Origin of the sequence: Spiroplasma endosymbiont of Seladonia tumulorum (assembly GCF_964020235.1) — a bacterium.
Classification (GTDB): Bacteria; Bacillota_I; Bacilli_A; order Mycoplasmatales; family Mycoplasmataceae; genus Spiroplasma.
The window spans coordinates 405,112-430,964 of record NZ_OZ026545.1 but is presented as its reverse complement, the minus strand read 5'-3'; the positions used below and the strand labels follow the sequence as shown (position 1 = coordinate 430,964).

The 25,853-nt window shown below is 24.5% G+C and carries 29 protein-coding genes and 1 pseudogene; 10 read left to right on the top strand and 20 right to left on the bottom strand.

What is annotated here, in order from left to right:
* Positions 1 to 41: 41 nt before the first annotated feature.
* Positions 42 to 755 (bottom strand): DDE-type integrase/transposase/recombinase, encoded by a 714-nt coding sequence (locus AACL22_RS02840; protein ID WP_338989486.1) that lies wholly within the window; start codon positions 753 to 755, stop codon positions 42 to 44.
* Complete coding sequence (locus AACL22_RS02835) at positions 694 to 1,128, bottom strand: hypothetical protein (protein WP_338989484.1); 435 nt, start codon at positions 1,126 to 1,128, stop codon at positions 694 to 696. Before AACL22_RS02835 ends, AACL22_RS02840 begins: the two co-directional genes overlap by 62 nt.
* Positions 1,129 to 1,461: 333 nt before the next feature.
* Here AACL22_RS02835 and AACL22_RS02830 point away from each other — a divergent pair, with 333 nt between their 5' ends.
* Positions 1,462 to 1,905 (top strand): lipoprotein, encoded by a 444-nt coding sequence (locus AACL22_RS02830; protein ID WP_338989483.1) that lies wholly within the window; start codon positions 1,462 to 1,464, stop codon positions 1,903 to 1,905.
* A 26-nt stretch (positions 1,906 to 1,931) separates the two neighbouring features.
* Here the strand turns inward: AACL22_RS02830 and AACL22_RS02825 are convergent.
* Together AACL22_RS02825 and AACL22_RS02820 are read right to left on the bottom strand one after the other, a co-directional pair.
* Positions 1,932 to 3,113 (bottom strand): annotated as a pseudogene (locus AACL22_RS02825) (spiroplasma phage ORF1-like family protein); the annotation flags it as partial.
* Positions 3,114 to 3,480: 367 nt separating this feature from the next.
* Positions 3,481 to 4,806, bottom strand: coding sequence for an Mbov_0401 family ICE element transposase-like protein (locus tag AACL22_RS02820; RefSeq protein ID WP_338989482.1), 1,326 nt, complete (start codon positions 4,804 to 4,806; stop codon positions 3,481 to 3,483).
* Positions 4,807 to 4,910: 104 nt separating this feature from the next.
* On the opposite strand from AACL22_RS02820, the gene AACL22_RS02815 reads away from it, so the two are divergent.
* Positions 4,911 to 6,647 (top strand): hypothetical protein, encoded by a 1,737-nt coding sequence (locus tag AACL22_RS02815; RefSeq protein ID WP_338989481.1) that lies wholly within the window; start codon positions 4,911 to 4,913, stop codon positions 6,645 to 6,647.
* A gap of 39 nt (positions 6,648 to 6,686) precedes the next feature.
* Here AACL22_RS02815 and AACL22_RS02810 read toward each other — a convergent pair whose 3' ends face one another.
* Positions 6,687 to 7,013, bottom strand: coding sequence for a S1 RNA-binding domain-containing protein (locus AACL22_RS02810; protein ID WP_338989072.1), 327 nt, complete (start codon positions 7,011 to 7,013; stop codon positions 6,687 to 6,689).
* 326 nt (positions 7,014 to 7,339) lie between these two features.
* On the opposite strand from AACL22_RS02810, the gene AACL22_RS02805 reads away from it, so the two are divergent.
* Complete coding sequence (locus AACL22_RS02805; protein ID WP_338989074.1) at positions 7,340 to 7,783, top strand: hypothetical protein; 444 nt, start codon at positions 7,340 to 7,342, stop codon at positions 7,781 to 7,783.
* A 27-nt stretch (positions 7,784 to 7,810) separates the two neighbouring features.
* On the opposite strand, the gene AACL22_RS02800 is transcribed toward AACL22_RS02805, so the two are convergent.
* The 13 genes from AACL22_RS02800 to AACL22_RS02740 all read right to left on the bottom strand — a co-directional run bounded on the left by AACL22_RS02800 (position 7,811) and on the right by AACL22_RS02740 (position 17,444).
* Positions 7,811 to 9,916: a hypothetical protein gene (locus AACL22_RS02800; protein WP_338989479.1), complete on the bottom strand. Its 2,106-nt coding sequence runs from the start codon at positions 9,914 to 9,916 to the stop codon at positions 7,811 to 7,813.
* Positions 9,916 to 11,169 carry a hypothetical protein gene (locus AACL22_RS02795; RefSeq protein ID WP_338989078.1) on the bottom strand — a complete coding sequence of 418 codons (1,254 nt, stop codon included), beginning with the start codon at positions 11,167 to 11,169 and terminating at the stop codon, positions 9,916 to 9,918. The genes AACL22_RS02800 and AACL22_RS02795 overlap by 1 nt, the downstream gene beginning before the upstream one ends.
* Before the next feature lie 13 nt (positions 11,170 to 11,182).
* Positions 11,183 to 11,461, bottom strand: coding sequence for a hypothetical protein (locus tag AACL22_RS02790; protein ID WP_338989080.1), 279 nt, complete (start codon positions 11,459 to 11,461; stop codon positions 11,183 to 11,185).
* 123 nt (positions 11,462 to 11,584) lie between these two features.
* Positions 11,585 to 11,722: a hypothetical protein gene (locus tag AACL22_RS02785; RefSeq protein WP_338989081.1), complete on the bottom strand. Its 138-nt coding sequence runs from the start codon at positions 11,720 to 11,722 to the stop codon at positions 11,585 to 11,587.
* Positions 11,723 to 11,856: 134 nt separating this feature from the next.
* Positions 11,857 to 12,291 (bottom strand): hypothetical protein, encoded by a 435-nt coding sequence (locus AACL22_RS02780; RefSeq protein ID WP_338989478.1) that lies wholly within the window; start codon positions 12,289 to 12,291, stop codon positions 11,857 to 11,859.
* Positions 12,255 to 12,713 (bottom strand): hypothetical protein, encoded by a 459-nt coding sequence (locus AACL22_RS02775; protein WP_338989084.1) that lies wholly within the window; start codon positions 12,711 to 12,713, stop codon positions 12,255 to 12,257. Before AACL22_RS02775 ends, AACL22_RS02780 begins: the two co-directional genes overlap by 37 nt.
* A gap of 12 nt (positions 12,714 to 12,725) precedes the next feature.
* Positions 12,726 to 14,321 carry a hypothetical protein gene (locus tag AACL22_RS02770; RefSeq protein WP_338989316.1) on the bottom strand — a complete coding sequence of 532 codons (1,596 nt, stop codon included), beginning with the start codon at positions 14,319 to 14,321 and terminating at the stop codon, positions 12,726 to 12,728.
* Positions 14,322 to 14,360: 39 nt separating this feature from the next.
* Positions 14,361 to 15,587, bottom strand: coding sequence for a hypothetical protein (locus tag AACL22_RS02765; RefSeq protein WP_338989314.1), 1,227 nt, complete (start codon positions 15,585 to 15,587; stop codon positions 14,361 to 14,363).
* A gap of 17 nt (positions 15,588 to 15,604) precedes the next feature.
* Positions 15,605 to 16,063 (bottom strand): hypothetical protein, encoded by a 459-nt coding sequence (locus tag AACL22_RS02760; protein ID WP_338989477.1) that lies wholly within the window; start codon positions 16,061 to 16,063, stop codon positions 15,605 to 15,607.
* 11 nt (positions 16,064 to 16,074) lie between these two features.
* Positions 16,075 to 16,473, bottom strand: coding sequence for a hypothetical protein (locus AACL22_RS02755; protein ID WP_338989310.1), 399 nt, complete (start codon positions 16,471 to 16,473; stop codon positions 16,075 to 16,077).
* A complete protein-coding gene (locus tag AACL22_RS02750) occupies positions 16,473 to 16,733 on the bottom strand; it encodes a hypothetical protein (protein WP_338989308.1) in 261 nt (86 codons plus the stop codon). The genes AACL22_RS02755 and AACL22_RS02750 overlap by 1 nt, the downstream gene beginning before the upstream one ends.
* Positions 16,711 to 17,205 carry a hypothetical protein gene (locus AACL22_RS02745; protein WP_338989476.1) on the bottom strand — a complete coding sequence of 165 codons (495 nt, stop codon included), beginning with the start codon at positions 17,203 to 17,205 and terminating at the stop codon, positions 16,711 to 16,713. Before AACL22_RS02745 ends, AACL22_RS02750 begins: the two co-directional genes overlap by 23 nt.
* Positions 17,160 to 17,444, bottom strand: coding sequence for a hypothetical protein (locus AACL22_RS02740; protein WP_338989305.1), 285 nt, complete (start codon positions 17,442 to 17,444; stop codon positions 17,160 to 17,162). Before AACL22_RS02740 ends, AACL22_RS02745 begins: the two co-directional genes overlap by 46 nt.
* 1,182 nt (positions 17,445 to 18,626) lie before the next feature.
* Between AACL22_RS02740 and ybeY the strand changes: the two genes are divergently transcribed.
* The 4 genes from ybeY (at position 18,627) to AACL22_RS02720 (ending at position 21,047) form a co-directional block, all read left to right on the top strand.
* On the top strand, positions 18,627 to 19,103 hold the full coding sequence (gene ybeY / locus AACL22_RS02735) for an rRNA maturation RNase YbeY (RefSeq protein ID WP_338989474.1): 477 nt from the start codon (positions 18,627 to 18,629) through the stop codon (positions 19,101 to 19,103).
* 26 nt (positions 19,104 to 19,129) lie between these two features.
* Entirely contained in the window at positions 19,130 to 19,477 is a 348-nt protein-coding gene (locus tag AACL22_RS02730; RefSeq protein WP_338989473.1) for a diacylglycerol kinase family protein, read from the top strand.
* A 102-nt stretch (positions 19,478 to 19,579) separates the two neighbouring features.
* Entirely contained in the window at positions 19,580 to 19,975 is a 396-nt protein-coding gene (cdd, locus tag AACL22_RS02725) for a cytidine deaminase (RefSeq protein ID WP_338989472.1), read from the top strand.
* A gap of 1 nt (position 19,976) precedes the next feature.
* Complete coding sequence (locus AACL22_RS02720) at positions 19,977 to 21,047, top strand: alpha/beta hydrolase (RefSeq protein WP_338989470.1); 1,071 nt, start codon at positions 19,977 to 19,979, stop codon at positions 21,045 to 21,047.
* Positions 21,048 to 21,069: 22 nt separating this feature from the next.
* On the opposite strand, the gene AACL22_RS02715 is transcribed toward AACL22_RS02720, so the two are convergent.
* Complete coding sequence (locus AACL22_RS02715; RefSeq protein ID WP_338989469.1) at positions 21,070 to 21,858, bottom strand: hypothetical protein; 789 nt, start codon at positions 21,856 to 21,858, stop codon at positions 21,070 to 21,072.
* Positions 21,859 to 22,027: 169 nt separating this feature from the next.
* Here AACL22_RS02715 and rbfA point away from each other — a divergent pair, with 169 nt between their 5' ends.
* The gene (gene rbfA / locus AACL22_RS02710; protein WP_338989467.1) at positions 22,028 to 22,366 is read left to right on the top strand and encodes a 30S ribosome-binding factor RbfA; all 339 of its coding nucleotides are present in this window, start codon (positions 22,028 to 22,030) and stop codon (positions 22,364 to 22,366) included.
* 74 nt (positions 22,367 to 22,440) lie between these two features.
* Here the strand turns inward: rbfA and AACL22_RS02705 are convergent, their stop codons facing one another.
* Positions 22,441 to 23,301 carry a bifunctional 5,10-methylenetetrahydrofolate dehydrogenase/5,10-methenyltetrahydrofolate cyclohydrolase gene (locus AACL22_RS02705; RefSeq protein ID WP_338989465.1) on the bottom strand — a complete coding sequence of 287 codons (861 nt, stop codon included), beginning with the start codon at positions 23,299 to 23,301 and terminating at the stop codon, positions 22,441 to 22,443.
* Positions 23,302 to 23,468: 167 nt separating this feature from the next.
* On the opposite strand from AACL22_RS02705, the gene AACL22_RS02700 reads away from it, so the two are divergent.
* The gene (locus AACL22_RS02700; protein WP_338989464.1) at positions 23,469 to 23,600 is read left to right on the top strand and encodes a hypothetical protein; all 132 of its coding nucleotides are present in this window, start codon (positions 23,469 to 23,471) and stop codon (positions 23,598 to 23,600) included.
* A complete protein-coding gene (locus AACL22_RS02695; RefSeq protein ID WP_338989462.1) occupies positions 23,600 to 25,747 on the top strand; it encodes a formate--tetrahydrofolate ligase in 2,148 nt (715 codons plus the stop codon). Before AACL22_RS02700 ends, AACL22_RS02695 begins: the two co-directional genes overlap by 1 nt.
* Positions 25,748 to 25,853 lie beyond the last annotated feature (106 nt).

Here is a 25,853-nt window from a genome sequence, read left to right as displayed (position 1 = left end):
ACACTAAAAAATAATTTAAATAAAACTTTATAAATTTAAAATTATTTAGTTAAATTAGTTAAAAATTCAAATGGTGTCTGAAAATTCAAAGATTTATGCACTCTTTCAAAATTATAAAAGTAATAATAATCATTTAGTTTATTTTGTAAACCAACTGCATCCAATATTTTTTCATCAAATACAAATAACTTAGTATAATTTTGATGAAATCTTTCAATTTTACCGTTTGACTGTGGAGAACGAACAGGTGTTGTTTGATGTAAAATATTTTTATCTGTTAAAAATTGAGTAAAAGTAGTTTCTTTAACAGTACTTTTTTGATTATTCCGATGACTATTAATAAATTCAAAACCGTTATCAGTTCTAATTCGTGTTATTTTAATACCAAATATTTTTTTAAAATCACTGATTGCTCTTTTAACAGCATCAATAGCATTCTCAGTGCATAATTTATCATAAATATAACCGAATACTCCTCTAATTCTTTCATCAATAAAATCATAAACATAATACTTTTTATCAACTGGAAATTTACTTGGCATAAAATATTTAGCATCCATTTGTAATAATCCTAATTCTTTAACTTCATATCTTGGATGTTGTCTTTTAATTTTTTTAATTTTATTTTTTATTTTTAATCATCGTTTATCTTTTTTAAGTCAACGAAAAAATGTTTTTAAATTTTTTGGTGCTTTATTTTTTAATTCTTCGCCATGAATTCCTTTTTTTAAAATTATAAAACAATGATAAAACACCACCAGCACGTTTATCAAAATATTCAAAATATAAATCACAGATATTTTCACGAACATCATTACTATATTGATAATTAATATTATTAGGAACTGTTGATTTTAATAATAAATCTTCAAAATTATTATTTGCATATGCAACTAAAATTTTATTCGCTAAATAATAAAAAGTTGAAAATTTATTTTTAAAATATTTTTTAATTAAATCTTTTAATAACAACTTAGTTTCAAGAAAAAACTCCTTACATAAATTAATATATGCAAATATTTTCTTTTTTATTCTTTTATAATATTTATTTTGATAATTTTTACTTAAAAAATCTTGCAATTTTGCTTGTAAATCGCTTAAATTAGAGTTATTAATAATATATTTCATTAATTTACACCCACCTTAAAAATATATATTATAATTATTGTTAATTATAACATTTTGAAATTAATTAACTTTTTATTAGTTATTATTTACAATTTGTAAAGAAAGAAGAGAAAATATTATGCATGACTTAATAAACCTAGACGAAGATTTAAGAAAATGTAAAAATTGTAGTTTTATTACTCAAAAAATAGATGATAAATGAATGACTATAAATATTGGCGATAAAAACTGTGATAAATAAAAATTAATTTTATCTTTAATTTATAAAATATATCAAATACCCAACTAAAAATGTTAAAATGATTATAATATTTTAAAAAAAGGAAAAATTATATGAAAAAGATACTTAGTATTTTAGGAACAATTGGAATAACAGCAACAAGTACAACATCATTAATTAGTTGTGAAAAACCAAATAACAATGAAAACGGGGGGGGTAATAAACCAGAACCTAAACCCGAAAAACCACAAGAACCGCCAGTTGAAGGTAATTGAAAATTAATTACTGATTATAATTCATTTGTTTTTAATATAGATAATAAATTTTATTTTTTTGTTTTTCAACCTTTTAATAGTAAACAATGAAAAATATTAAAATTTAAACATGATACAGATTACGCCAAAGAAATAAATGGTATTCCATTTATTCCCAGTGATATAAAAGTTTATGTTGAAATGGGTAAATTAAAAGGTCTTTATTGTTGAGATAGAGTTGGTGAACCACAAAAACCAACAATTAATCTAAATACTGGTGAAATTACAGATTGAAAAGGTTAAAAAGGAACTATTATTAAGTTCCTTTTTTATATTAATCGTACAAATTTCATAAATATAATTAATAAGAATAAATTAGTTATTGTACTATATAATGCAGGGCTAAATTTTCATACTTCAAATGTTTGACTAAAAAAACTATATATTGTTTGAAATATTTTACCAACACCACTCGCTAGTTCGTTTACTTGCTTAATACCAGGAATATTATTAACTATTCAAATTGCAGCATTTCTGATATGACACGCTAAATTATATCAACTACAACTTTCATATTGTGCTTGTCATCATTGACTATCAGGAAATAATCCACCATTATTAATTTCTTGTCAGTTATAAATTCCAAAATTAAAGTCATAATATCGATACATATCATTTTCTTTTTGTGCTTGTAATTCAAAAACATTATAACCGTTTTTTTGTTCTTCCATTTTCTTATATTTTAAACCATATTTGTTTTTTAAAATGCTTTCAAAAACATAACCTTCATTTTGATTAATATTATAATTATTTGCAACTGAAAAATCATAGTTAAATACATCTCCATAATTTGTGTTATAAAACCGATTTTTATAAGCAGAGTACATTTTAAAATCTAATGATTTATATTTATCAGAAAAATAAAAATATCGTGGGTAAATTTTAAAACCATTATTTGCTAATAAACCATATTTTTTATTATATCCTTGTGTATAAGTATTATTTTCTAAATCAAAAATTGTGCGTAAATAATCCTTATAAAAATTTTGTGAAACTGTAAACATACTATTTAATAATTTTTCAAATTGATTTTTATTAGTATTTTTTTCATCAATTAAAACATCTCTAAAATTAACTAATTTTAAACCAAAAAAGTTAATTAAAACAGTATCATATTGTAAATTATCAATATAACCACTTTCAATAAAATTACTACGATTTTGAAATACTGGCACCAAAGCATACGCAAAAAATGCTTTTAAAAACTTATTAATATCAATTTGACCTTTTATCTGTTCATAATATTTAATATTTCCATTTTCTAAATATGAATTAGTATTTCCATCAAAATTAAAGATGTTATCTTTATCTTTTATAAAAGTAAACAAAAAACCTAATTTATCTTTTTAATTTTTAACAGGTTCATCTGCATATTTTCAATTATGAAATAATTCTAAACTACCAGCAATAATATTATTATTTTTATCAATTGTTAAAATCATTCTATAAATTGGGTAGTATACATTATTTTGAGGTTTTTAATAAAATTAAGTAATTAGAAACAAATTAAGTTTCGCTTATAACTAAATTGTAACAAAATTTATAAAAAATTCAACTTTTTTTAAAGCATAATTTTTATTTGAAGAAATAATTTATAAAATTATAAATTTTGACACACTAAAAAATACTTTTGAAAATAGTACAGAAAAAACAATTAATATGATTTATTGACCAATTAAATAAAAATGTTATAATTATAATTAATCAAAGTGGAGTTGGTATCTATTTTAAAAGTAATAGGCTCGGTGGTTTACAGCCTACTCCACTTTTTTCTTTTTTATCTTGGTTTAATTGTAATTTTAACAGGTTTTTTATTTTTTATAAAGATAAAAATTGATTTTGAGATTGATTTAAATTAAATATATTAAATTCAATTTTTTCTTTATTATTTTTATTAGTTTTATCAACTTTCTCATCATTAATTTGATTATTAAGTTTTAACATAGAAGCAATTAACATATTGATAAATGTTTCTTTACAATATATTTTCGCGCCACGCCCTTTAACAGCCTTAATATAATGTGATACATCACCTTCAACATGACAACCAATATTATATTCTAACGCTTGATTTTCAATTCCTTCTTTATTATTTTTAATTAATTCAATAGTTTCTAATAAAAATATTTTTTTATTACCATTAACATATGGTAAATGACATATTAAAAAATCTAATAATAATTTATAATTTCCAGTAAAGAAATATATTTTTGCTAATTTATATTTTATTCTATGAATTTTGATTCTATTTCGATTTGGGAATAATTGTTTAAATCTATTTGATAAATGAAATTTATCTAAACTATATGATACAGTGTTATTTTTATATTTTGCTTTTACTGCTCTATAAATTTTTTTAATTTGTTTTTCACCATCACTTAATATTAATATTTTATTATCTTCATTAATATCATAAGTATCCATTGATTTAAAAATTTTATCAATAAAATTATCAATATTAGATTTATCATTTTTATTCTTATGATTTTTATTCATCATTTGAAAAACGCCTTTTTTCTTTTTCATTTTTTTTCTGGTTTTTGTTGACTTTTCTTCATCAACACCAACATGCATAGTTGAAAGAAATATTTTATTTTCAACTCTTTTTTTATTTTCTCGCATTGGCACAAAAGCCCCGTCAACTTGAATATATAAAACATTATTTGGAATTTTAATTTTATTGTTATTTTTATTACTAATGTAATCGGTTTCTTCTAAATCTGCATTTTTAAAAATATTAGATATTGTTCTTTCACTAATATTAGCGTTTTCGACAGTATCTAAAATATCTTTATATCTTTTTCCATCACCCATAAATGAAGTAATTTTATTTATTAAATTTTGTTCATTTCTTTGGTATTTTTTTAAACCTAATTCTTCATCCAAAGGATAGCGATTTATATATTCATTTTTTTCTTCATCATATTTAACATATCTTCTTCTTTTTAAAGGTATATCTCCATCTTCTGTTCTAATTGTTTTTGGTATTTTTGATACAACCTTATATCCTTGTAATATTTGTCCTTGTTGATATAATTTAAATATCTCATTATCTCTTTCAATCAAGAAATTTTTAGTTTCATTTTTTGTTTCTATTCTTTTATTTTCTTTATAATTTCCTAATAAATTTTGTTTTAATTCCATTTTATAATTTCCTTTCGTAATTAAACAATTTTTTTAAATTATGATACTTAATTGATACTTAATACTTCATATAATCTTATCAAAAAAAAGGAGGCTAATTAAAAATGCAAGATTTTACAAAAATTAATAACAAAAAACGAATTACTAGTTATGAACATTTAAATAAAAAATATGATTTAAATTTCAGTGACTATAATTTTGGCTTTGATTGAAAAGTATTTAAAGATTTTGTTGGTGATAGTTATGCCCGATATTTTACTTCGCCAACTTTTTTTAAGTTTGTTTCAGCGGGGCGTGGTACTAATAAAACATGAAATCATTTAGCAGAAAAATTATTTTTTGCTTGTAATTTTACCAATGCTTCATCTAATATTCTACGAAGATATGCCAACACTCACGAAGATACTACATTTGGCGATACAATTAATGTCTGCAACTATCTATATGATAAATATGGGATTGATATAGGACCTAACAATGAAAATGGCATTGTTTGACCTAAAAATGTTAAAGAAGGTGGAGAAATTGTTTTTCCTAGTGGTGTTCGCATTGCTTTTGCGGGTTATGCTAATGGTAATAAAATTATGGGAAAAGTTGGTAAAGGTAGTGGTATTATATCGGCGTGAACAGATGAAATGATACATGCTGAAGAAAAAGAAATTTTAACGGACAAAGAACTAGATAAAAGATATAATAATTTAAGAGTTTCAATGTTTCGTTCAAAAAGTTTAAAAGTATCTTATGAAAAATATATAGACGAAAATGATAATGAACAATATAATTTAGATAATCCTATTCCAGTAACAGAATTATCTTGGACATTTCAAGAATGAGACAACATAGCAAAACAATACATAACAGTAACAACATATTTTCATAAAACATATTCTAATCAATTTACTTTTAATCCTTTTGATAAGTACCATGTCTTTTATGAAAAATTTGTAACCCCATATTTACCCTTAAATGAAAGAATTAAAAATATTTTAAAAGAACACAATCAAGTATATTCAGAAAACAAAAAAGCATTTAATGGTTTGGGTATTTTTAATTTACGATTAACAATGGGTGCTGTTTGAAATAAAATACCTAATATTACTAAAAAACTTGTTTTAACAAACAAACAAGAACGACCTGATTTATTTGAACTTGAATACTACGGTTTTGAATATAACGATAATGACCCCAGTATTTATGTTTTACGAAATTATCGTAAATATATTAAAGAGTATAATTTACAAGATTTTTATAATTCCAATACAAAACAGTATCAATTTGATAGTTATTCAATTGGTGTGGATTATGCTAATGGTAGTGAAGACCACACGGTGTTTTTATTTAGTGGTTATAAAATTAATGAAAATAATGAATATGATAAATATTTAATTGAAGAAAATGTTGTTACCCCAAAAAACGCAATGAATTTAAATGAAATAGTTGAACATTACGGACAATGAATAATCAATACTTTTGATAAATTTTATGGTTTTGAATATGCTACATTTCATTATGATATTAATGCCCACGATTTTATGCAAAAATTGCAAGAAGATATTTACCCTTATTTGGGTTATAAAATTAAAATGTTTAAAGCTAAAAAACATCAAACTTCGTTGAATAAAGAAGCGGGTATAATCAATCGTGTAACATGAATAAGAAAAATGTTTGTCCAAGGCAAAATATATGGCATTTTAAATAATTTTCCATTTTTAGATAAGTGCATTAGTGAACTAAGATTTAGTGATACCAAAACAAACACACCCGATAGTAAAATGTACCATGACCCATATGATGCTTTGTTTTATGGTTCTTATCCATATCGTTTTAAAATGAAAATATAAAAAAGGTTTTAAAAACCTTCTAAAATTTATAAATTTTATTTACTTTTTATTTATTAAATAATTAGTATTTAATGATTTTTCTAAACTAGGTGATTTTTCTTGTATTTTATTACCATCATCATTTTTCAATAGTTCAGGATGACAATTTTTATAACTTAATTTAAGATGTTTTCTAACTGAATTAAAATCTAGTATCTCAACTTCAATTTCATCACCAACATCAAAAAAATCTCTAATATCTCTAACAAAGTAATCTGAAATCTCACTAATATGAATTAAACCACCAGCCTTTTCTGCTCTACAAAAAGCACCATAAGGTGTAATGTTTGTTATTTTAACATTAACTTTATTTCCTTTTTTATACATAAAATTAAATATACTTCCTTTCTTTAAATGCTTTAATTATATCATTAAGACTATAAAAATCATTTGCAGGAATTGGGCGAGCGGTTGATTTTCTTAAATTTTTGTGATAAAATGACTTACAAGTTAAAAAAGATTTTGAGATTCTTTCAAATAAATTTGGGAACCTTTATAAAATTCTTCGCTTAACGCTTAGAATTTTTCCAAAGTATTTTGAAAAGCGCGGCAAAAGTTTTTTTAAACTTTAAGGCATTTTTCGCAAAACTTATGAAAATCCCGCGAGCCCAGATTGATTAAAAACTTTAAATAATATTGAAAGGATAATTATTATGAAGTTGTTGAAATTAGTTAAAAAACATAAAATAATATCAATATATATAATATTATCTACCATTTTAATTTTATGCATGATTGTATTAGTTACACTTACTGCAATTACTCATGAAAAAGACAAAAAATATAGAACTTTTTTTGAAAGAGATAATACTACAATAGTTTGTAATAAAGGTGAAAAAATTGGAAAAATGAAAATAAGATACAAAACAAAAGATAATAAAAATTTACAAAAATATGCAATAAAACTTTATTGTACAAACAATCCAATTGTTGAAGGAAGTTATCCTGATAAATTATATTCTATTGCCTTAGGAGGATTTTTCAATAAATTTGAAAAAAAAATGAATTTATATAGTTTTAATATAGATACATGAAATTCAGATGTTTATTCAAAAGAATGAGATAGAAAATATCCTGATGATTATTTCATAAATTAAAAAAGTCATTTTAATAAATGACTTTTTTTACATTTCTATTGTAACTAATGATAATTTTTCATTGTTTTTATTAAATAATTCTAAATTATTAATATTAATTTGTTCTTTTTCAGTAAAAATTGTAATATCATAATCTCCATAACCTCATATTCCTGATATTTCAATTTTGCTTAAAAAATTAATATTTTGTGAAAAAAGTATTTTAATATTATTTTCAACAAAATTATTAATTAAATTTAATCATTCTGATTTTGAATATATAATGCTTTCTTTATGAAAATCAAATAGTTTTTCTAAACATATTTCTAATTTATTATTAGAAATAATTAAATTAGTTAAGTATTTGCCATATTCTCCATCTGATAGTTTAATTTCTGCCGGAATAAGTGAAGGAATATTATTTGTTTCTAATTCGTTTGTTATTGATAATCAATTAAAAAAATTTGTTTCTAATTGATAAACTTTATTTTCTGAAATATTATTATTTATATTTTTTAAATTATTTAATTTTATATTTTCTATATTAATATTTTTTAAATCAGAAAAATTAAAATATGATGATTTAAATTTAACTCTGCAATCTTCAAATATTCAGTAATCTTTTTCTGATTCATTTGATATTGAAACTAGTTCAAAATAATACGGAGCAATTAATTTAATATCATCATTATAACCTTTATTTACTGCCATATTACTATATACATAATTTGACAACATGTATACAATTTGTTTAAATCTTTTTACTGCCCTATCATTAAGATAAGATGGGTTTCTAAATTTTCATTCTTCAAATAAACCATCAATAACATTTTCTGGTTTTTGTCCTTCAAATTTTTGGCGTAATTCAGCAATTTTATTTATAGGATTTCTTTTTTCATCATATTTAGCACCTTCAAATTTTCTATCATAATTATATCTATAAGTTAGCATTTTTTTCAATACATCTGCTAAATTACCTTTTACAGGTGCTTGTTTAAATTCTAAAACAACATTACCATTATTATTATTATTATTTCCAATTGTTGATACTCATTTTGCAACATCACGAGTACCAATACCAATACCTAATGAATAATTTGCTACTTGAACATAATCATTATCTTTTATAGTTATTTGATTACCTTCTGGTCAGTTTGGTTTTGGGGCTTCTGAAGGAAATGTTGCACTAGTTCCAGCAAAATTTATTTTTCCACTAGCAATTCTAACATTATTAAATACTTTTTTTTGTTTATTAGATGGTAAATCATCTATACTAGTTAAAATTAAACAATCCTTTTCCTCAATATAATTTAATGCAATTACTCATGATAAAAAACTATATCCTAATCAATATTGAAATATTCGTACATTAGGTTTTGTTTCAATTGGCATTGATAGTAAGGGTACTAAGTTAGCATTTTGAATAATTGATTGTGGATAAGAATAAACACCATTCACATTGCCTCAGCATTTAATATTTCCAAATAACATTGATTTAGGATATTTAATTTCAATTCCAGTAAAGACAGTATCTTCGGGTAATGATTTATGTAATACTAAATGAATACTATTTTGATTTTTTCATTTAAAGTCAGTTATTTTAACTAAATGAGTAGATTTAATAATATCAACACCATCAGGTGAATAAGGGCGTTTGTATTCTTCAATGATATAACATTCATTTTTGTTGTCTTCGGTAATTGGTTCATTAATAGATACTATTTTTAAGTCATAGGATTCTAAAAATTTTTTGTCTTTTTTTGAAATATCATTAATTAAAATATCTTTTTCATCAATCATTACATAACTTGTGCTATTATCTTGGACTGTGGTATTTTGTTGAATTTGTAATTTAAAATTAAAATCACTAATTTCATAACCAGTTATTTTAATATATTCATCTTTGTCAATAAAACCTATTTTAACGCTATTTTGAGAGTAGTTTAAGATTGGTTTTTGCTTTGTCTTAACAAGATTATTAATTTTATAAATATAAAGGGTTCTAGCACGGTCTTCACTAAATAATTGTTCTAAATCGGGGTCGCTATACTGTGATTGAATAGCAAAATCTAACGGAATACTATCAATTGAATAATCAATTGGTTCATCATTTTCTGCTAATTTTGCTAACATTTTTTCAGATGGTTTTAACATTATTCTTGTTCTCCTTCTTCATTAGGAATATTGATAATAGTTTCGTTGTTTTTTAATTGTTTGTTTAAAGTAGCATTTACTGGTAAGCGAACATCAACAATTAACTCATCAATATTTTTAATATTGAATGTTCTACTATTTAAAACAGCATTATCATATTTAATTAACTTAATAATAAATTCAGTTAATTTAATCTCTCTAATGTATATCATTTGTTCGTATGATGCATTTGTTTGAATATTTACACCAGCAACTTCTGCTTGCGTTTGTTGTGCTCCCTTAGCGATTGCGGGAACATGATGGCGATTTATTTTATAGTAATTAGTTAACAATCAATCATATATTTTAGTTAATTGTTCACCTTTAAAATTACCAGCGATATAGTCTACTGGTTGAAAATTACTATCAGGGTCTCCTTCAACTAATAACAAGTCATTTTCAATAAATGATGCCAGCATTTTACTAATTTCTTGGTCAACCACACCAGTAACTCCATTAGTATTAATGGTAAATTTACCACTATTTAACAATGGGTCTAACATTATCTTTTCAGCAATAATATCTAAAATACTAGCAAATTGCTTACCATAGCGAGCAGAAGGTTCAAAATTAGAGTTATTAGGAATTATTTCAATTGGAATAAAATTAAGTGGCAATATTTCTTCTCTTTGTAAAGTTGTATAGTTATTTCATTTAACATCATCAATATATAAGTCGGTAATAGTACTATATAATCGTGTTTTTAACTTTCTAATAACTTTAACTTGTTTAGTTACAGAATCAATCTCTAATTTTTCAGTAATAAAAATACTCTGGTCATTTTTAATATAAGGGTCATAATCAAAAGTGCAAGATACTAAATTACCTAATTCATCATAATGGTCATTGTAAAAATCAATAGTAATAAAATTAAGTTTTGAATTATTAGCAAAAATAAAATATGCACCCTTACCATTTTTATTAATTTTATATTCGTTATATCAATTCTTATTAGTAAAGTCTTGCATTTTTAAAAAGATATTAATTAATTTAGAGTTTATTTGTTGATTAGTAATAAAATTATAAATGCTAATTTCTAAATCTCGTGGATTTAAAAAATTAGCATTATCTTCACAAATTCTTTTTTCTAAAATCTCATTATGTTTTTGAACAGTAACATTTTTACGATTAGTAATTGTTGATGCTAAATTAAGATAATAACTATCAATATCATATTCTTTTTTTAATTTCTTTTTGGCTGGTAACAATCCCATTTATAACACCTCTTTATTTTGTTTCTTCTTTTTTAATAACATCTTCAATACTATCTTGTTTTTTATCTTTCTTAAAAAATTCAAAAATTTTATCAATTAAATAGACTAAAACACCACTAATAAGTAATGATAAACCAATATAAAAATATTCTGGTCATGAAATTTCAATTACTTTAAATGCTTTGCAAAAAAATAACACAATTGCACTTATTATTAAAATTGCCCCTAATCCCCAAATAAATATTTTACGAATTAATAATAAAATTTCTGATTTATAATCTTTTAAATTCATTTATAACACTCTACTTTCTTTCTAAATTATTTTTTTATTTTAATAAATTAGCATTAATTTGTAATTAATTCATTATTATTTTTAATTGTAATATTTTTATTAAACATAATTATCTTCGTTAATTTATTGTAACTCTTCTAATTTTAGAATTGTTGGCGAATATTCATCACCCGTCATTGAAATTACTACTTTATGATTATTAGAAGAATTATCTACATTTAAAAAACCAATTCTTGTTGCCCCGCCTTTTCCCAAGGCCAAACTAGTTGAAATAGTTTGCAAACCACCACCATTATTTTTACATTCAAAACAAGTTGTTATAACAAAATCTGCGGTTGGTCGTTCTCAAATAAAATGAACTTTATATTTTTTCCCTAAAATAAATTTATATTTAATTACTTTTTCGTTTGCTCTTTCTCCAACTTCTTTTCACTGCCCAATACTTTTTTTAAAGCATAATGTTCATTAATGTATTTAGTGGTTGGTAATGTGTCATCTGTTGCTTCTAGTCCGGGCGTTTTGTTTGTTTTAACAACACTAAAATCTGCAACTTGGTCATTATTTTGGAAGCTTGGGTCTCATATTCTTAATTCACCAGTTTCAGCACTAAAATCAGCATTATTACGCTTACTAACATTTGGCATTAAAGTAATTTTATTTTGTTTTAAATCTGAAACCGCAATTTCTCCATTATTATTTTTAATAATACTTTTATTATCAATCTTAGTTTTTTCTTTTTCTATTAAAACATCAACTTCAAATTGGGTATAATATGCTTCTAAATCTATCATTGTTAAATCAATACCTTCTTTTTGAAAAGTACGAAACATTTTTTTAAAGTTGTTAGATTAGCCAATGATTTTGCATAGCTAGGCAATAGACCTTGTCATGTTGCCATAGGGTCATTTTGTGAAGAATAATTAATATCACCAACACTCATATTTGCCGAAGTAAAAAATTCAATTGGAATGCGATTAAATGTTCAATGTTCAATCGTAATAAACACCATATTAATACAAATTTTCTTTAATAATGGGTCTTTAAATGTTTCAAATTTTAGCTTTGAAAATGGATAGTTTAAGTAAGAATTAATCATATTTTGGGCTCTTAAAGCAAATGTTTTAAATCATAATTCTACATCACCTTTAAAGAACTTATTATAACGAACTGGAACTTGTGTAATTTTACCTGTCATTGGAATAAAATTATTATAATTTTCCAAAGTAACATTTTGTCATAATTCATTTAACATTTAATCATCTCCTTATCATTTATTTCTTTTTGATTTGATTTTATTTAAGATAAACTTTTTACTACTTGATAGTGTTTTTGTTTTAATTTTTTTGTTTAAATCTTGTTTTGTTCTGAGTTGTTTATATGCTTGAAATACTAGTCCATTACCCAATAAACTAGTAATTGCACTATCTTCTAGCGTATTTAACAATTTATCTTTATTAAAGTTATTTTTAAATTGTTCTTGCATTTTTAATATCTTAGCAATTGTCCGATATATTTTAAAACTATCTTTTACTACTTGCTGATAAGCAAGTGGGGCAATAGAAACTAAATTAAACAAACTTGTTTTTTTAAATCCCCAACCAATAAACCACTCACTGTTCATATAGAATTTAAACGGTTCAGGAGCCAAAACAAACTGTTCTGCTTTGATTAAAGTTGTCATAACGACAATAGGGACATATTTAGGATTTTTGTAATATATTGTTAAAGCAACTTCACCCGCAACTGATAAAGGAACAATTTTAACTGCTAAAAAAACATCAGAACCATAAGCAAAAGGTAATAATTGACCTTTTTTAATAGCCTTAGTTTCAAATTTAGATAATATTTTTTTAGTTTTATCAGTAATTTTACTAATTACTTTTTGTTTAATAGTAATTATTTGTTTTTCAATAGGGGCTAATAATTTTTTAGTTACTTTTTGAATATAAAAATTTGGGTTTAAATGATTTAAAATTTTATTTAATTTAATTGGTGTTTGATGAAAAATATTTAATAATTTATTATTATATATTTTACTGCCCCTCATTAAATTAGCATTTAATAGTAGATTTTTACCAACACCTTTTTTATGAAGATTAGTCATAATGTTATATCACTCATTAGTATTAATTTTACTTATTTTATCAATATTTAATCCATATTCAGACAATCATTTATTAGCATTTTTTTCATTCACGCGTGGTATTTTTTGAACTAATTTAGGACTTATTTTTTGAATATTTTTCTCAATTTTTAATAAATTATTAATTGTTTCTAAATTAGAAACTTTAAAACCTTTATAAAAATCATTTCGGGCTAATTTTCCAATTGTATATAATAAAGTTTCATTATTAGCATGCTTTGTAAAATCAAATATTAATTTAGAAGATAAAATCTTTTTATCTGTAACTTGCCTTACAACATCTTCTAAATTATTAGCAGTTATTACACCTAATTTTTCAAGTAGTTTAGTTTCTTTTGCTAATTTTAAAATTCTAGTTGTTCGAACAGCACGCGTTAATTTACCAATTCCACCAATTGCTGGTAACAAATTTAAGGCGGTACTTTTTGCTGTTACTTCTGATGTTAATTTATCATATATTTGATTTACGGCAAAATCGGTTGCTGTTTCTACTCCAAATGAGATAAATGCTGCGGCAAAATTAGATAATCCCGCACCAAGACCAACAGCCGAAGCAATACCACCAGTTAAAACTGATAAACCAAGAGCTAAAACTTGAATTCCTAAAAATTCTAATAACTGTAAACCAAAACTTTTTTCTTGTTGTTGGATTGACAATCTAGTTGGATTTTTTTTAACAGCATAAATAAGGGCTGTTTTAGATGTTCCAATTGGCATATCATTTATCAAACGAAAAAGTACTATTTTTTAGTACTATTAAGAATTTTTAATTTTAACATCAATCGGATTTGTTTGACCAGTAGCGTTGTTTTTACCTTCAATTTGAACTGCAACTGTTTTATCATTTGTAATATTAATTGGTCAGTCTTCACCTTTACTTTCAATAAAGTAATCAAAATCACTTTCAGTTAAAGAACTATTTACTGCTTTTACTGCTTTTAAAACAACATCTTTAAATTGTGGTTTTAACTGTTCGGCTGTTGCTTTTGTTGGGTCTGTAACATGTATAGTTGGTTTATCTATTTTATTAATTTTACTAATATCAATTTTTGCAACAATATGTTTAATAATTCCCTTAGGTTCAACTACTGCTCCACCTAAATATAAAACTCTTTCCATAATCAAAGTATTACCCATACCAGTACCTAACGCAGCAGCACCAACTCTTAACGGAGTATGGTCTTTTTTGCGTAAAATAAGAGGGTCATATTTTTTGCTAAACTTAAAGGCAATTGCATTAACTCCATTTGGTAATAATTCAATTGTTCCTTCTGAACCATCTTTATTAATAATTGGTAATTTTTTAGGAACCATATAGTATGTTGTTCCTTCAACAGTTTTCATTGCTCCACTTGTTGTGATTACACTATTTATTTGGTCGTTTGCTCCAAGTTGTAACTGTAATTTATTACGAATTCCACGAATAAAATCAGCCGAACCTAAAACAATTGTTTCTGATGGAGTAAAGCCGTTTTCATATATTTTATCCATAATTTCATCATGAATTTGTAAAGCATTTGTATCATCTGCTTTTTTGCCTTGAATAGTTGTAACTGTTCCTTTATTAATAATTTCTAAAATTTTATTACGTTTATAAGCAACTTCAGTATCCATTGCTTGTTCAATATCAGCTGCTCAAAGATTAGGATTAAAATCACTTTCTATGGGATCTAATTTACGAGCAAAAGTTAAAATTGTATCTAATTCAACAATTCCATCTTCAAATTCCACTGTTGAATATTTTAGTAGGTTATCATCAGTATTAAATACTTGTCCTTCGTTTCCTAGACCTTCATTGTATTTAATATTTTTCTTTCTTTTATATGTTAAACCAAACTTATTGGCTTCTTTTCACGCAAATAGTGCTTCTCAACTAAATTTTTGTTGATAAGTTTGTAAATATCATTGTTCAAATGTTTCTCGGTCTCTTTGTGTTGCTTGATTAGCAATATCTCCGAAAATTCTTTGTGGATTTTGTGCCACAATTATCTCCTTCTTTCTTATTTATTAAATACATTGTCTGTATCTAAAATATTGTTTTCTTTGTTTTCTGCTTTTGGTACGCCACCAGTATTAACTATTTGTACCTTAATTAATTCATCATAAACACTTTGCAATTGTGCTTTAATGATTTCAATATCATCAGTAATATCATAAGACTTTAATAAAACATTTTTAAATTCTTCATTATCAGTTAAAGAATTAATAAAGTCAATTATTTCAATTTGTTTTAATTGAATTATTTGTTGTTCAATTTGTGAAGTTAATTCAGTATTTTTTGTTTGTAGTTCGTTGATTTGCTGATTATTACTTTCTAAATTACTTGCATTAAATTCTTCAACTTCAGCAGTATTTTCTAAAATAATTTCAGCAGTTTTAATATCTAAACTACCATCTTCATTTTTAATAGGTTCATTATTTTCATCAATAAGAACATATTTTACATTTTTTAATGCCATTGTTTTTCCTCCTATTTTTTAATATTTGTATTTATTCTTTTTCTAATTGCTTTTTGTATAATTTCAAAACTATCTACTCTAAAAGACAAAAAATAGCGCTTAGTTTTTATATTTAACTGATTAAATACTGAGCCTTTAATTTTTATCTCATCATCTTTTTTTAATTTCAAAAACTCAGTTAAAACAGATGGGTTATATATTGATAATGTTGAGTAATTTAATCCTTCTCACTGACATTTAGCCGAACAAGCATCAACTTCAACACCACCAGCAACAAGAGCCTTAATTTTTGTTTTAATAGGATTTTCATGTAATCTAACAGTTAATTCTAACTTATTAACTTTTTTATTTTTTATTTTAGGTTTACAGTTATTAGAATTTTTAGGTAAATTACTTTTTGTTTGAGACATTATTTAACATCCTTATTAGATAATTTGTCATATTTTGAACTGTCAACTAATATTCAATCGATAGAACCTGTTGAATATGGATTTTTGTAAAAATCTTCTTTATATAATTGTTTTGCTTCTAAAGTATATTGATTACATTCTAAATCTGCCACATCTTGTTTTAATTTAGATATTTCTTTATCTTTTTCAGCAAGTTCTTTTTTAAGTGTTTCATTTTCTTCTTTAATTTTGTTAAATTTAATTGATTCTGTTATAGTCATTATTTATCACTTCCTTTTTTAAAAAATATTGTAAATGTTTTCAAGCATCTAATTCGTGCTCTGACATTTTAATATTTCCTTTATAAATATAATTTTTTTTAACAACTGGCGATTGTAAAACATAATTTAAATTAAATAGATATTTACATAAAACTTTTAAACCACCAATGAATTTAGGAGTAGATAATGGATTTTTTATTTTTAAACCTTTATGAAGTTGATAATCTTCAATTATTACAACAACTTTATTTAAATAAGAACAAATTTTATTTTTAAATTGATTTAATATTAAATATATATTATTTATTGCTTCTTCTTCATTTTTGGAATTAAAAGTAATATTATTAATTATTTTCTTTTGCAAAACATTATAAATAATAATACCAGTTTGACCAACTCCAGCAGGGTCAATTGCAATAATATATTTTAATTTATTTGTTTTATTTTTTTGTCAATTTGTAATATTTTTCATCCATCGGATGCTAAATCTAAAATATCGTTAATTTTATAATATTGCATATATGAAACAATAACATCTCACTTGTTTTTAAATAAATTTAAGTACATTTTGGCTCATTCTAAACATTGCAAATCATAATGCTTTTTATGATGTGAAATACGACAATTAATAGGTTGACAATTAACTCAATCAAATGATGCTGTTATTTCATTTCAAGTTTTATTAATATATTTGCTTTTATATTCTGTCATTTTATTTATACTCCTTAATTCTTTTTATTTGTTGCTCAAATTTCATTATTAATATCATTTACCGTTACTGGATAAGCTCGTATCATTAATTCTTGTAATTTATTTTTAATTTTTTTATTTCATTTTTTCATCAAATATTTTTCCTTCTGTAAAAAAACATAATATTCCTTTATTGGTTAATATTTTGATATTTAGTAAATAATTTATTTTAGTATTTAATTACTTCGCCGCCCGCTTCACTTTGGGAAGTGAGCGGGGGCGGATAGGATATTTTGATAGAGTTTATCCCCCATACGGAAATAAACAAAAAACAGTTTACCCAGTTATTAATTACGCTTCATCCATCCCTACACAACTTTATATAAAGAAAATAACCTTTTGGAGTTCCAACCCTCTTGTTTTTTTAGTGTCCGATATTGTTTTTTTCGGTTTAACAGCACTTTTTTTATGAAAACAAGCCAAAAAACACATGCTCTGACATTTCGCAAGTGATTAATCTTGCCAAGAATTAAAGAAATAAATAGGAGTAGTAAATCCAATCGCTTTCACACTTTCTTTAAGGCTTCGTGCCATAGATGAGTTATCCATCTTTAAGCATCAAAAAATATTAAGTTTTAGATTGCATTATTCATCAGATAGTACCTTTATTAAAAATGATATTATTAGTTGTTAAACCGAAAAAATATAATAAATCACAGAAAGGAAATTATAAAAATTAACTAATTTGTAGGGAAAAAATAGGTTAATTTTTAATTTTAAAGATACTATCTGATGAATAATGCAAATAAAAAAATCGCTCTAATAAGCGATTAATTAATTTTATTTATAATTATGTTATTTATAATTTTTATAAAACCTCAACTTTTTTCTTACTACCACAATTCTTAAAACTAATGACGTTGAGTTAACCTATATTTTTGTTCCCCATCAGACACCTTGAGTTATTAAACCAGGACAACAAGTAAAAATAAAATATTTTGTAGAGAAACAATGACAAATAATTATAACGCAAGTTAAAAGAGAAAATGATTATTATCTTATTTTAAATCAGGCAGAATTTATGATTAATGTTTAATATTTATCAGCGAAAATGGAAATTGGTTCGCAAACAACATTAGATTATTTATTGAAGATAATGATTTAATTTGTTATAATAAAAAAAGAGAAGGGTCTGGTGAGGTAATGAAAGATGATTTTGTGATTTACAATGAAACAAAGTTTGATATTAAACCATATCAAGATGATTTTAATGCAATTTTCAAAAAAATTAAAACTTTATTAGCAATAACTGAGCCATTAGAATTATCATTAATTATTGTTGATGCACAAGAACAATTAGAACTTAATCGAAAATATCGTAACAAAGATTATGTTGCTGATGTTATTACCTTTGCTTTAGAAGAAGAAAATAAGATTGATTTATTTCAATTAACCGGACTGCGCAGTTTAGGGGATATTTTTATTTGCTATGAAAAAGCTCTTGCTCAAGCTGCTGAATATAACCATTCTCTTCGTCGTGAATTTGCTTTTTTATTTGCTCATGGTATGTTACATATTTTAGGTTATGATCATCAAACTCCGACTGATGAAGAAAAAATGTTTAATTTACAACGAAAAGTATTAAATGATTTACAAATTAACCGAATTCCAATAAAATAAAAACAGAAAGAAGAAAGGGATACATAATGGCAAAAGAGTCACCAGTCAAGAAAAAAATATTTTTTAAATTACGGAATAAATTTTCAAATGCTTTTCGTGGAATTTATACAGCAATTAAAGAAGAATCAAGTTTAATTATTCATTTTATTGTGTCATTGGTTGTTATTGGTCTAGGAATTTGATTGCAAAAAATGGTTCCTAACCAGTTTGGATATGTTCAATGAGCAATTTTATTATTAACCATTGGAATTGTCATTGGTTTTGAGTTAATTAATACAATGGTTGAAAATTTTGTTAATTTATTATCATTTGAATATAATATTAAAGCAAAAAAAAAAAAAAAAAGATATTTGTGCCGCGGCAACATTAATTAATTCTATTTTGGCAATTGCAATTGGATTATTAATAATGTTACCACCGTTGGTGGATGTTATTAAGTTATATTTACACATTAGTTAAAAAGGGGAGTTAATGAAATGCCAATTTATTTTGAAAAGTTAAAATTATTAAGTAAAAAAGCTTATGCACCATATTCAAATTTTCGTGTTAGTGCAATTTGTTTGTTAAAAGATGGTACAGAAGTTATTGGTGTTAATGTTGAAAATGCAGCATATGCTGCTACGATTTGCGCAGAACGGACAGCTTTAGTTCAGGTTTATGCGTTAGGTTATCGTAAAACAGATATTATAAAATTTTACTTATATACTGACAGTAAACAAGCAGGTTCTCCTTGTGGAATATGCCGGCAATTTTTATGAGAATTAGTTGATCATCGAATTCCAATTGAAATTTATAATCAAAAAGGTGAATCATATGTTTTAACAATTAAAGATTTACTACCATATGGCTTCACGAAGGAGGATTTACAGTAGGGTGGTCAAGAAACATAAAGATGAGGAAGATTTTCAACAAGATTTCGTTACTGACTATAGTTATCGTCTTGTTCCTGATGATCAATTACAAGAATATATGCATAATAATGCTATTTATATTAAAATCTTTTATGCTTTTCATGACAAACGGTTTTTATTAACTCATCATACTTGATGAAAAAAAACTGATAATTATTTAGAAACATATTGTAAAAAGTATATTATGGATTTAACCAAGCGTTTGCATCTTGAAACAATGGCATTAACTTCTGATGAATTAGCACAAAAATGAGATATTCAGGAATATGATATTCCTGGTTATGAAGATGTTATGTTAAAAGGAGTTTCAATTCGTTCATGAGTAAAAAATGACAACAATAAAAAATGAGTTATTATTGTTCACGGATTAAATTCACATAAATTCCGTGCAATTTTTTTTGGTTTAATTTATCTTCGGTTAGGTTATAATATTCTTGTTTTTGACCAACGAAATCATGGCGAATCAACTACTAAAATGACAACAATGGGTTACTATGAGAAATATGATTTAGCAGCAGTAGTTGATTTTTTACAAACTAAAATTGATCCAAAATTAAAGGAACTTAATTTTCATGGTTGGTCAATGGGAACTTTTGTTATTATGGAATATTTAAAATTTGCATTTGATAAAAATAAATTAATTAATAGTGCTGTTTTAGATTCAACAATTAGTAATTTAAATGTTTTATATCGTTATTATATGTTAAAGACAAAAGTTAATTATTATGAACATTATTATGCAATTCGTCGTTATGCGATTGAAACACGCGGGTATGATCCAGAACAAATTAATCCTGGTGAGAATTTGGAAGCATTAGCAAAATTACCAGTGTTATATATCTTGAATAAGAAAGATCATGCAACACCATATATAATGGGGCGGGTGGCTTACCAGAATAAGCGTAAGTATGAAAAACAAAAAATTAGTCGTCGAATTGTTTTTGATTGTGATCATGTTCGCGGAATATATCATAATTCAACGGAATATTTAATAGCAATAATAAATTTTATTACAACTGCAAAAAGAAAATAGTGATAAATAACTTTATTTATCACTATTTTCTTTTTTTATTTTTAGTTTGATTTTTATTAAAAACACGGTACATACCATTGTTAAGACTATGCAAACTAATGTGAAAAATAGTAAAAACAATAATAAAAATAAAAGCAATAAAACATGCTGCTTGTACTCTTGATAATCCTGAAATAATTGGATTATCAATGTCTAAAAATGAATAAGGATATTCTCAAGTAATATTGCCATCTCGTTTTCAAGCTGCTGCCCGCACAATAACATACATTAAATAAAAAAATGGATAACTTAAACTAATTCATCAATCTTTTTGTAAAAAGTCTTTTTTTCAACTAAGACGATGATCACCAAATGACAAGAAGGTATAACCAAAAAAGAGAATTGGCATAATAAAATGAGTAACAACAGTACAACTAATTTGTGCTTTACTATATTCAGAAATTGTTACTTCTCCGTTTTTATAACCAATAATAATTCCAATTCAAAAAATAAAAAACATTAATAAATTTCAGTTTAAAATACTTAATTTAGCATTAGTTGAAAAAAATCAACTTTTTTGTTCACGATGATGATTTAAAATTGCTAATATTAACCAAGTAATAGTTATGATATTAACTTGAACAGAATAAAAACTTAATAAGATGTCATAATTTTGCAAACTAGTAAGTTTTGTTCCTTTTACATATCAAAATTCTTTAAAAATATCCATGTAAAATCCATAAGTTAAAAATCCAAAAGCTAAACTGGCAATTATTACTTTATAATATCAGAGATAATCTTTGTATCAAATCTGATAATTTCAACGTTTCATAGTCCCTCCTTGGTATATTTTACATACTATCACATAAAAATTGTTTTTTTTTAATGACATCTAATCCTTTTTTAGTTCTTTTTAAAAATAATTTTGTTTATTAATAAAATTATTCCTTTTTATAAAATGCTTTGTTATAATGCTAGTAAGTTAGAAAAAAGGTGAAATAATGGCAAATAAAATTAAAGTTGAAAGAATGCAATCTTTGATTACCCGTGATTTAACAATTATTATGCAACGAGAAATTCGTGATGAAATTTTAAATACTATATCAATTCATGCTGTCAAATTATCAAATGATTTGAGTCATGCAAAGGTTTATTATTCATCATTATTAAATAAATCAGAGGCAGAACTTCACAATATTGTTCAGAATTATAAAAATGAAATTCGAAGTAAATTAGCACATAAATTAGAAATTTATCGTTGTCCGGATTTAGAATTTGTTTTTGATCATTCATTAGATAATGCGAATAATATTGAAGCAATCTTGCAAAATTTAAAATAAGAAACCTTATCAAAGTACAAAGTATGTTTCTTTTAACTAAAATATTGGTGATATAAAAGTTAAAAGAAACATTTTTATATTTCTTGATTTAATTGATAAAGGTATAAGATGTTTTCTAATAATGCGGCAATTGTCATTGGCCCAACTCCGCCAGGAACAGGGGTAATCATTTTTACTTTTGATAAAACATTATTAAAGTCAACATCACCACATAAGTTATTATTTTCATCACGATTAATTCCAACATCAACCACAATAGCATTTTCTTTAATCATCTCTGCTGTAACAAATTTAGATTTCCCCACGGCAGAAATTAAAATATCAGCTTGTTTTGTAAAAACAGATAAATTTTTTGTTTGTGAATGGCAAACTGTTACAGTTGCTGAGGCATTTATTAAAAGATTAGCAAGGGGTTTACCAACAATGTTACTACGGCCAATAATTACAACATGTTGTCCTGCTAATTGAATTTGATAGTGTTTTAAAAGGGCAATAATTCCTTTGGGCGTCCCTGGCAGTAAGCTATAATGTCCAAGCATTAAATTGCCTAATATTTCTGGAGTAAACCCATCAACATCTTTTATAGTTGTTATTGTGTTAATAATTTTTTCACTATTGAGATGCCTTGGTAATGGAAGTTGAACAAGAATTGCATCAATGTTAAAATTATTATTTAAGTCATTAATAATTTTTATTAAAACTGATTCGGCAATACTATCTGGATAATTTAATACATTACAAGTAACACCAACTTTTTCACAAGCAATTTTTTTATTTTTAATATAAGTAGTACTGGCTTTATTATTACCAATTTGAATAATTGTTAAGGCAGGTACACGTTGCTTTTTTGCCTTAATTTTTAAAATTTGTTTAGTTATTTTTACTTTGATTAATTCACTAACCATTTTCCCATCAATTATTTTTGTTTTATCCATTAAATTTTCGCTCTTTTCTATGCTAAAATACCTGTATATAAATTATTGTATCTGAAAGAGTTAAATAATTAAATACAAAATCTTAGCATTTTTAAAATAGCATCGTGTTTAAAAATTATTGACACTCCCTAAAATAGGACATTATTAATTAAAAGGAGTAAAAGAAAATGGAAAAAATTATCACAATTGGAACAAAAATTAATTTAAAAGATGATGACTTAATTAAATATGGTAATTATATGGCAAAAGTAAAAGCCTTTAATTTTATTAATTTACCTAAAAAACAAAGTTTATTTTAGTGACAGCAATTAATCCAACCAAAGCAGCAGAGGGAAAAACAACTTGTTCAATTGGTATTGCTAATATGTTGAATCATTTAGGATATCAAACAACTTTAGCATTATGAGAACCATCGTTAGGACCAGTGTTTGGATTAAAAGGTTCAGCAACCGGTGGCGGCGAATGCATTATGGAACCAGAAAATGAAATTAATTTACATTATACTGGTGATTTTCATGCAATTACAACAGCAAATAATATGGTCAGTGTTATGATTGATAACCTTCTTTATTGAGGAAATCCACTGCAAATTGATCCTAAACAAATTGTTTGGCAACGTTGTTTGGATGTTAATGATCGTGCTTTACGAAATATTGAAATAAAAATTAATGATAAATTACATCGTTCAGAACATTTCCAAATTACTGCTGCTAGCGAAATTATGGCAATTTTAGGTTTAAGTAAAGATTTTGATGATTTACGTCGTCATTTAAACCAAGCAATAGTTGCTTATAATTTGAATAATAAACCAGTTTACCTACACGAATTAAAAATTACGGGTTCATTATTAGCCTTATTAAAAAATGCTTTATTGCCAAATTTAGCACAAACAAAATATGGTACACCATTATTAATCCATTGTGGGCCATTTGCAAATATTTCCCATGGGACAAATTCTTTAATTGCAACAAATTTAGCATTAAAATTAAGTGATTATGTTGTTAGTGAAGTTGGATTTGGGAGTGACTTAGGGTTTGAAAAATTTAATGATTGGCGTCCTGTACAATGAACCGGCAAAAAACAATCTCACAAGAATTGTTTTTTGCCGGTTCATTGTACAGGACGCCAATTAAATAGTATTGTTAGTAAACAACTTAATTTAGCAACTAATATTCGAAAAAAAATGCAGGAAATTTTTAGAATTTATAAAAATAGTTTTCAAAAATTAGGTTATCAAACAATTGCTCTTGGAGAATATGGTTTTAAAACATTAACAAAATATGACAAGTTAGAGTTAGAATTAGCCATTATTAAGTATCATCCTAAAAATAAAACAGGCTTACGTGAAAAAATGTTTCAAGTTGTTTTGAATGAAATGCGCAAAAATATTAGTAAAGGAACAGTTATCAAGGATAGTCAAAATGATGGTTATTTAGAATATCAAGTTAACGATGAAATTAATTTTATTGTAAGAATTATTCCTTTTTGTTACAAAAAAAATTCAGAAGGAGAATTAACATATATTTTTTGACGAAATGAAATTGAAAAAAATGATAATGTTTTTCAAGTTGTCCAAGGTTTTAATAAAGCTAATAAGATTTCTAATAATTTATTACGAACATTAATAAAACTGATTAAGTATGTTTTGAAAGATGATTTTCCATATTATTATATTTTTTATACCTTAACCTTACGATGGTTTTATGAATATTTTACAAAAAGATATGATAATTATTTACAAAAAATTGATATGAGTAAGCGGATTGAAAAACAAGATTTAATGAAGTATCGTAATATTAATTTTCAAAAAAATTGATTTTTAAATAATATTGATGGTGAAGAATTAATTTTTTATATTTTAGAACGGTTTTGAAAAACAGAAACATATTATTTTCGTGAATTTGAATTTATTGAAGAAGAAATTTTTGAATCAATTTCACGCTATAGTTGATATACCAATAATTGCTTTTTAACACCATATGATTATTATGTGGATTTTAAAATTTATAATATTAAAGAATTTAATGATTTAAATTATGTTCAATCAGAGTTTAAAAATACTAATTTTTCGCGAATTCAGTATGATTACTGCCGTAATCATGATTTAGGAATTTATGTTACACCAGTTAAAATTTCAGGGGTAGTTGGTTTTATTGATTACGCAATTAATTTTAAACAAAAAGCAACAGGTCTATTTAAAAAAATGGATCCGGCAAAACAAAAAGATGCCATAAGTGTTAATCAACGAGATATTATGGAGGAACTAAATTTAATTGCACATAAATGATTAACAACTTATCGTAAAAAATTAACATATATTAAGGTTTATTTTGATAAAAAATATCCAATTATTTCATCATCAAATTATTATATGCGATTGCAAGCTATTATGACTTCTGTTGATAACTTAAAAAATGATGATTATGTTATTGGTAATGATAATTAAAGGATAAAAACTATGAATTAGAACTTTTCCTAGTTAAGTTTTTAATTAAAAATAATAAATATACGGTATAATGTTATTATGAGAAAGGTACTTGATTAAAACTATT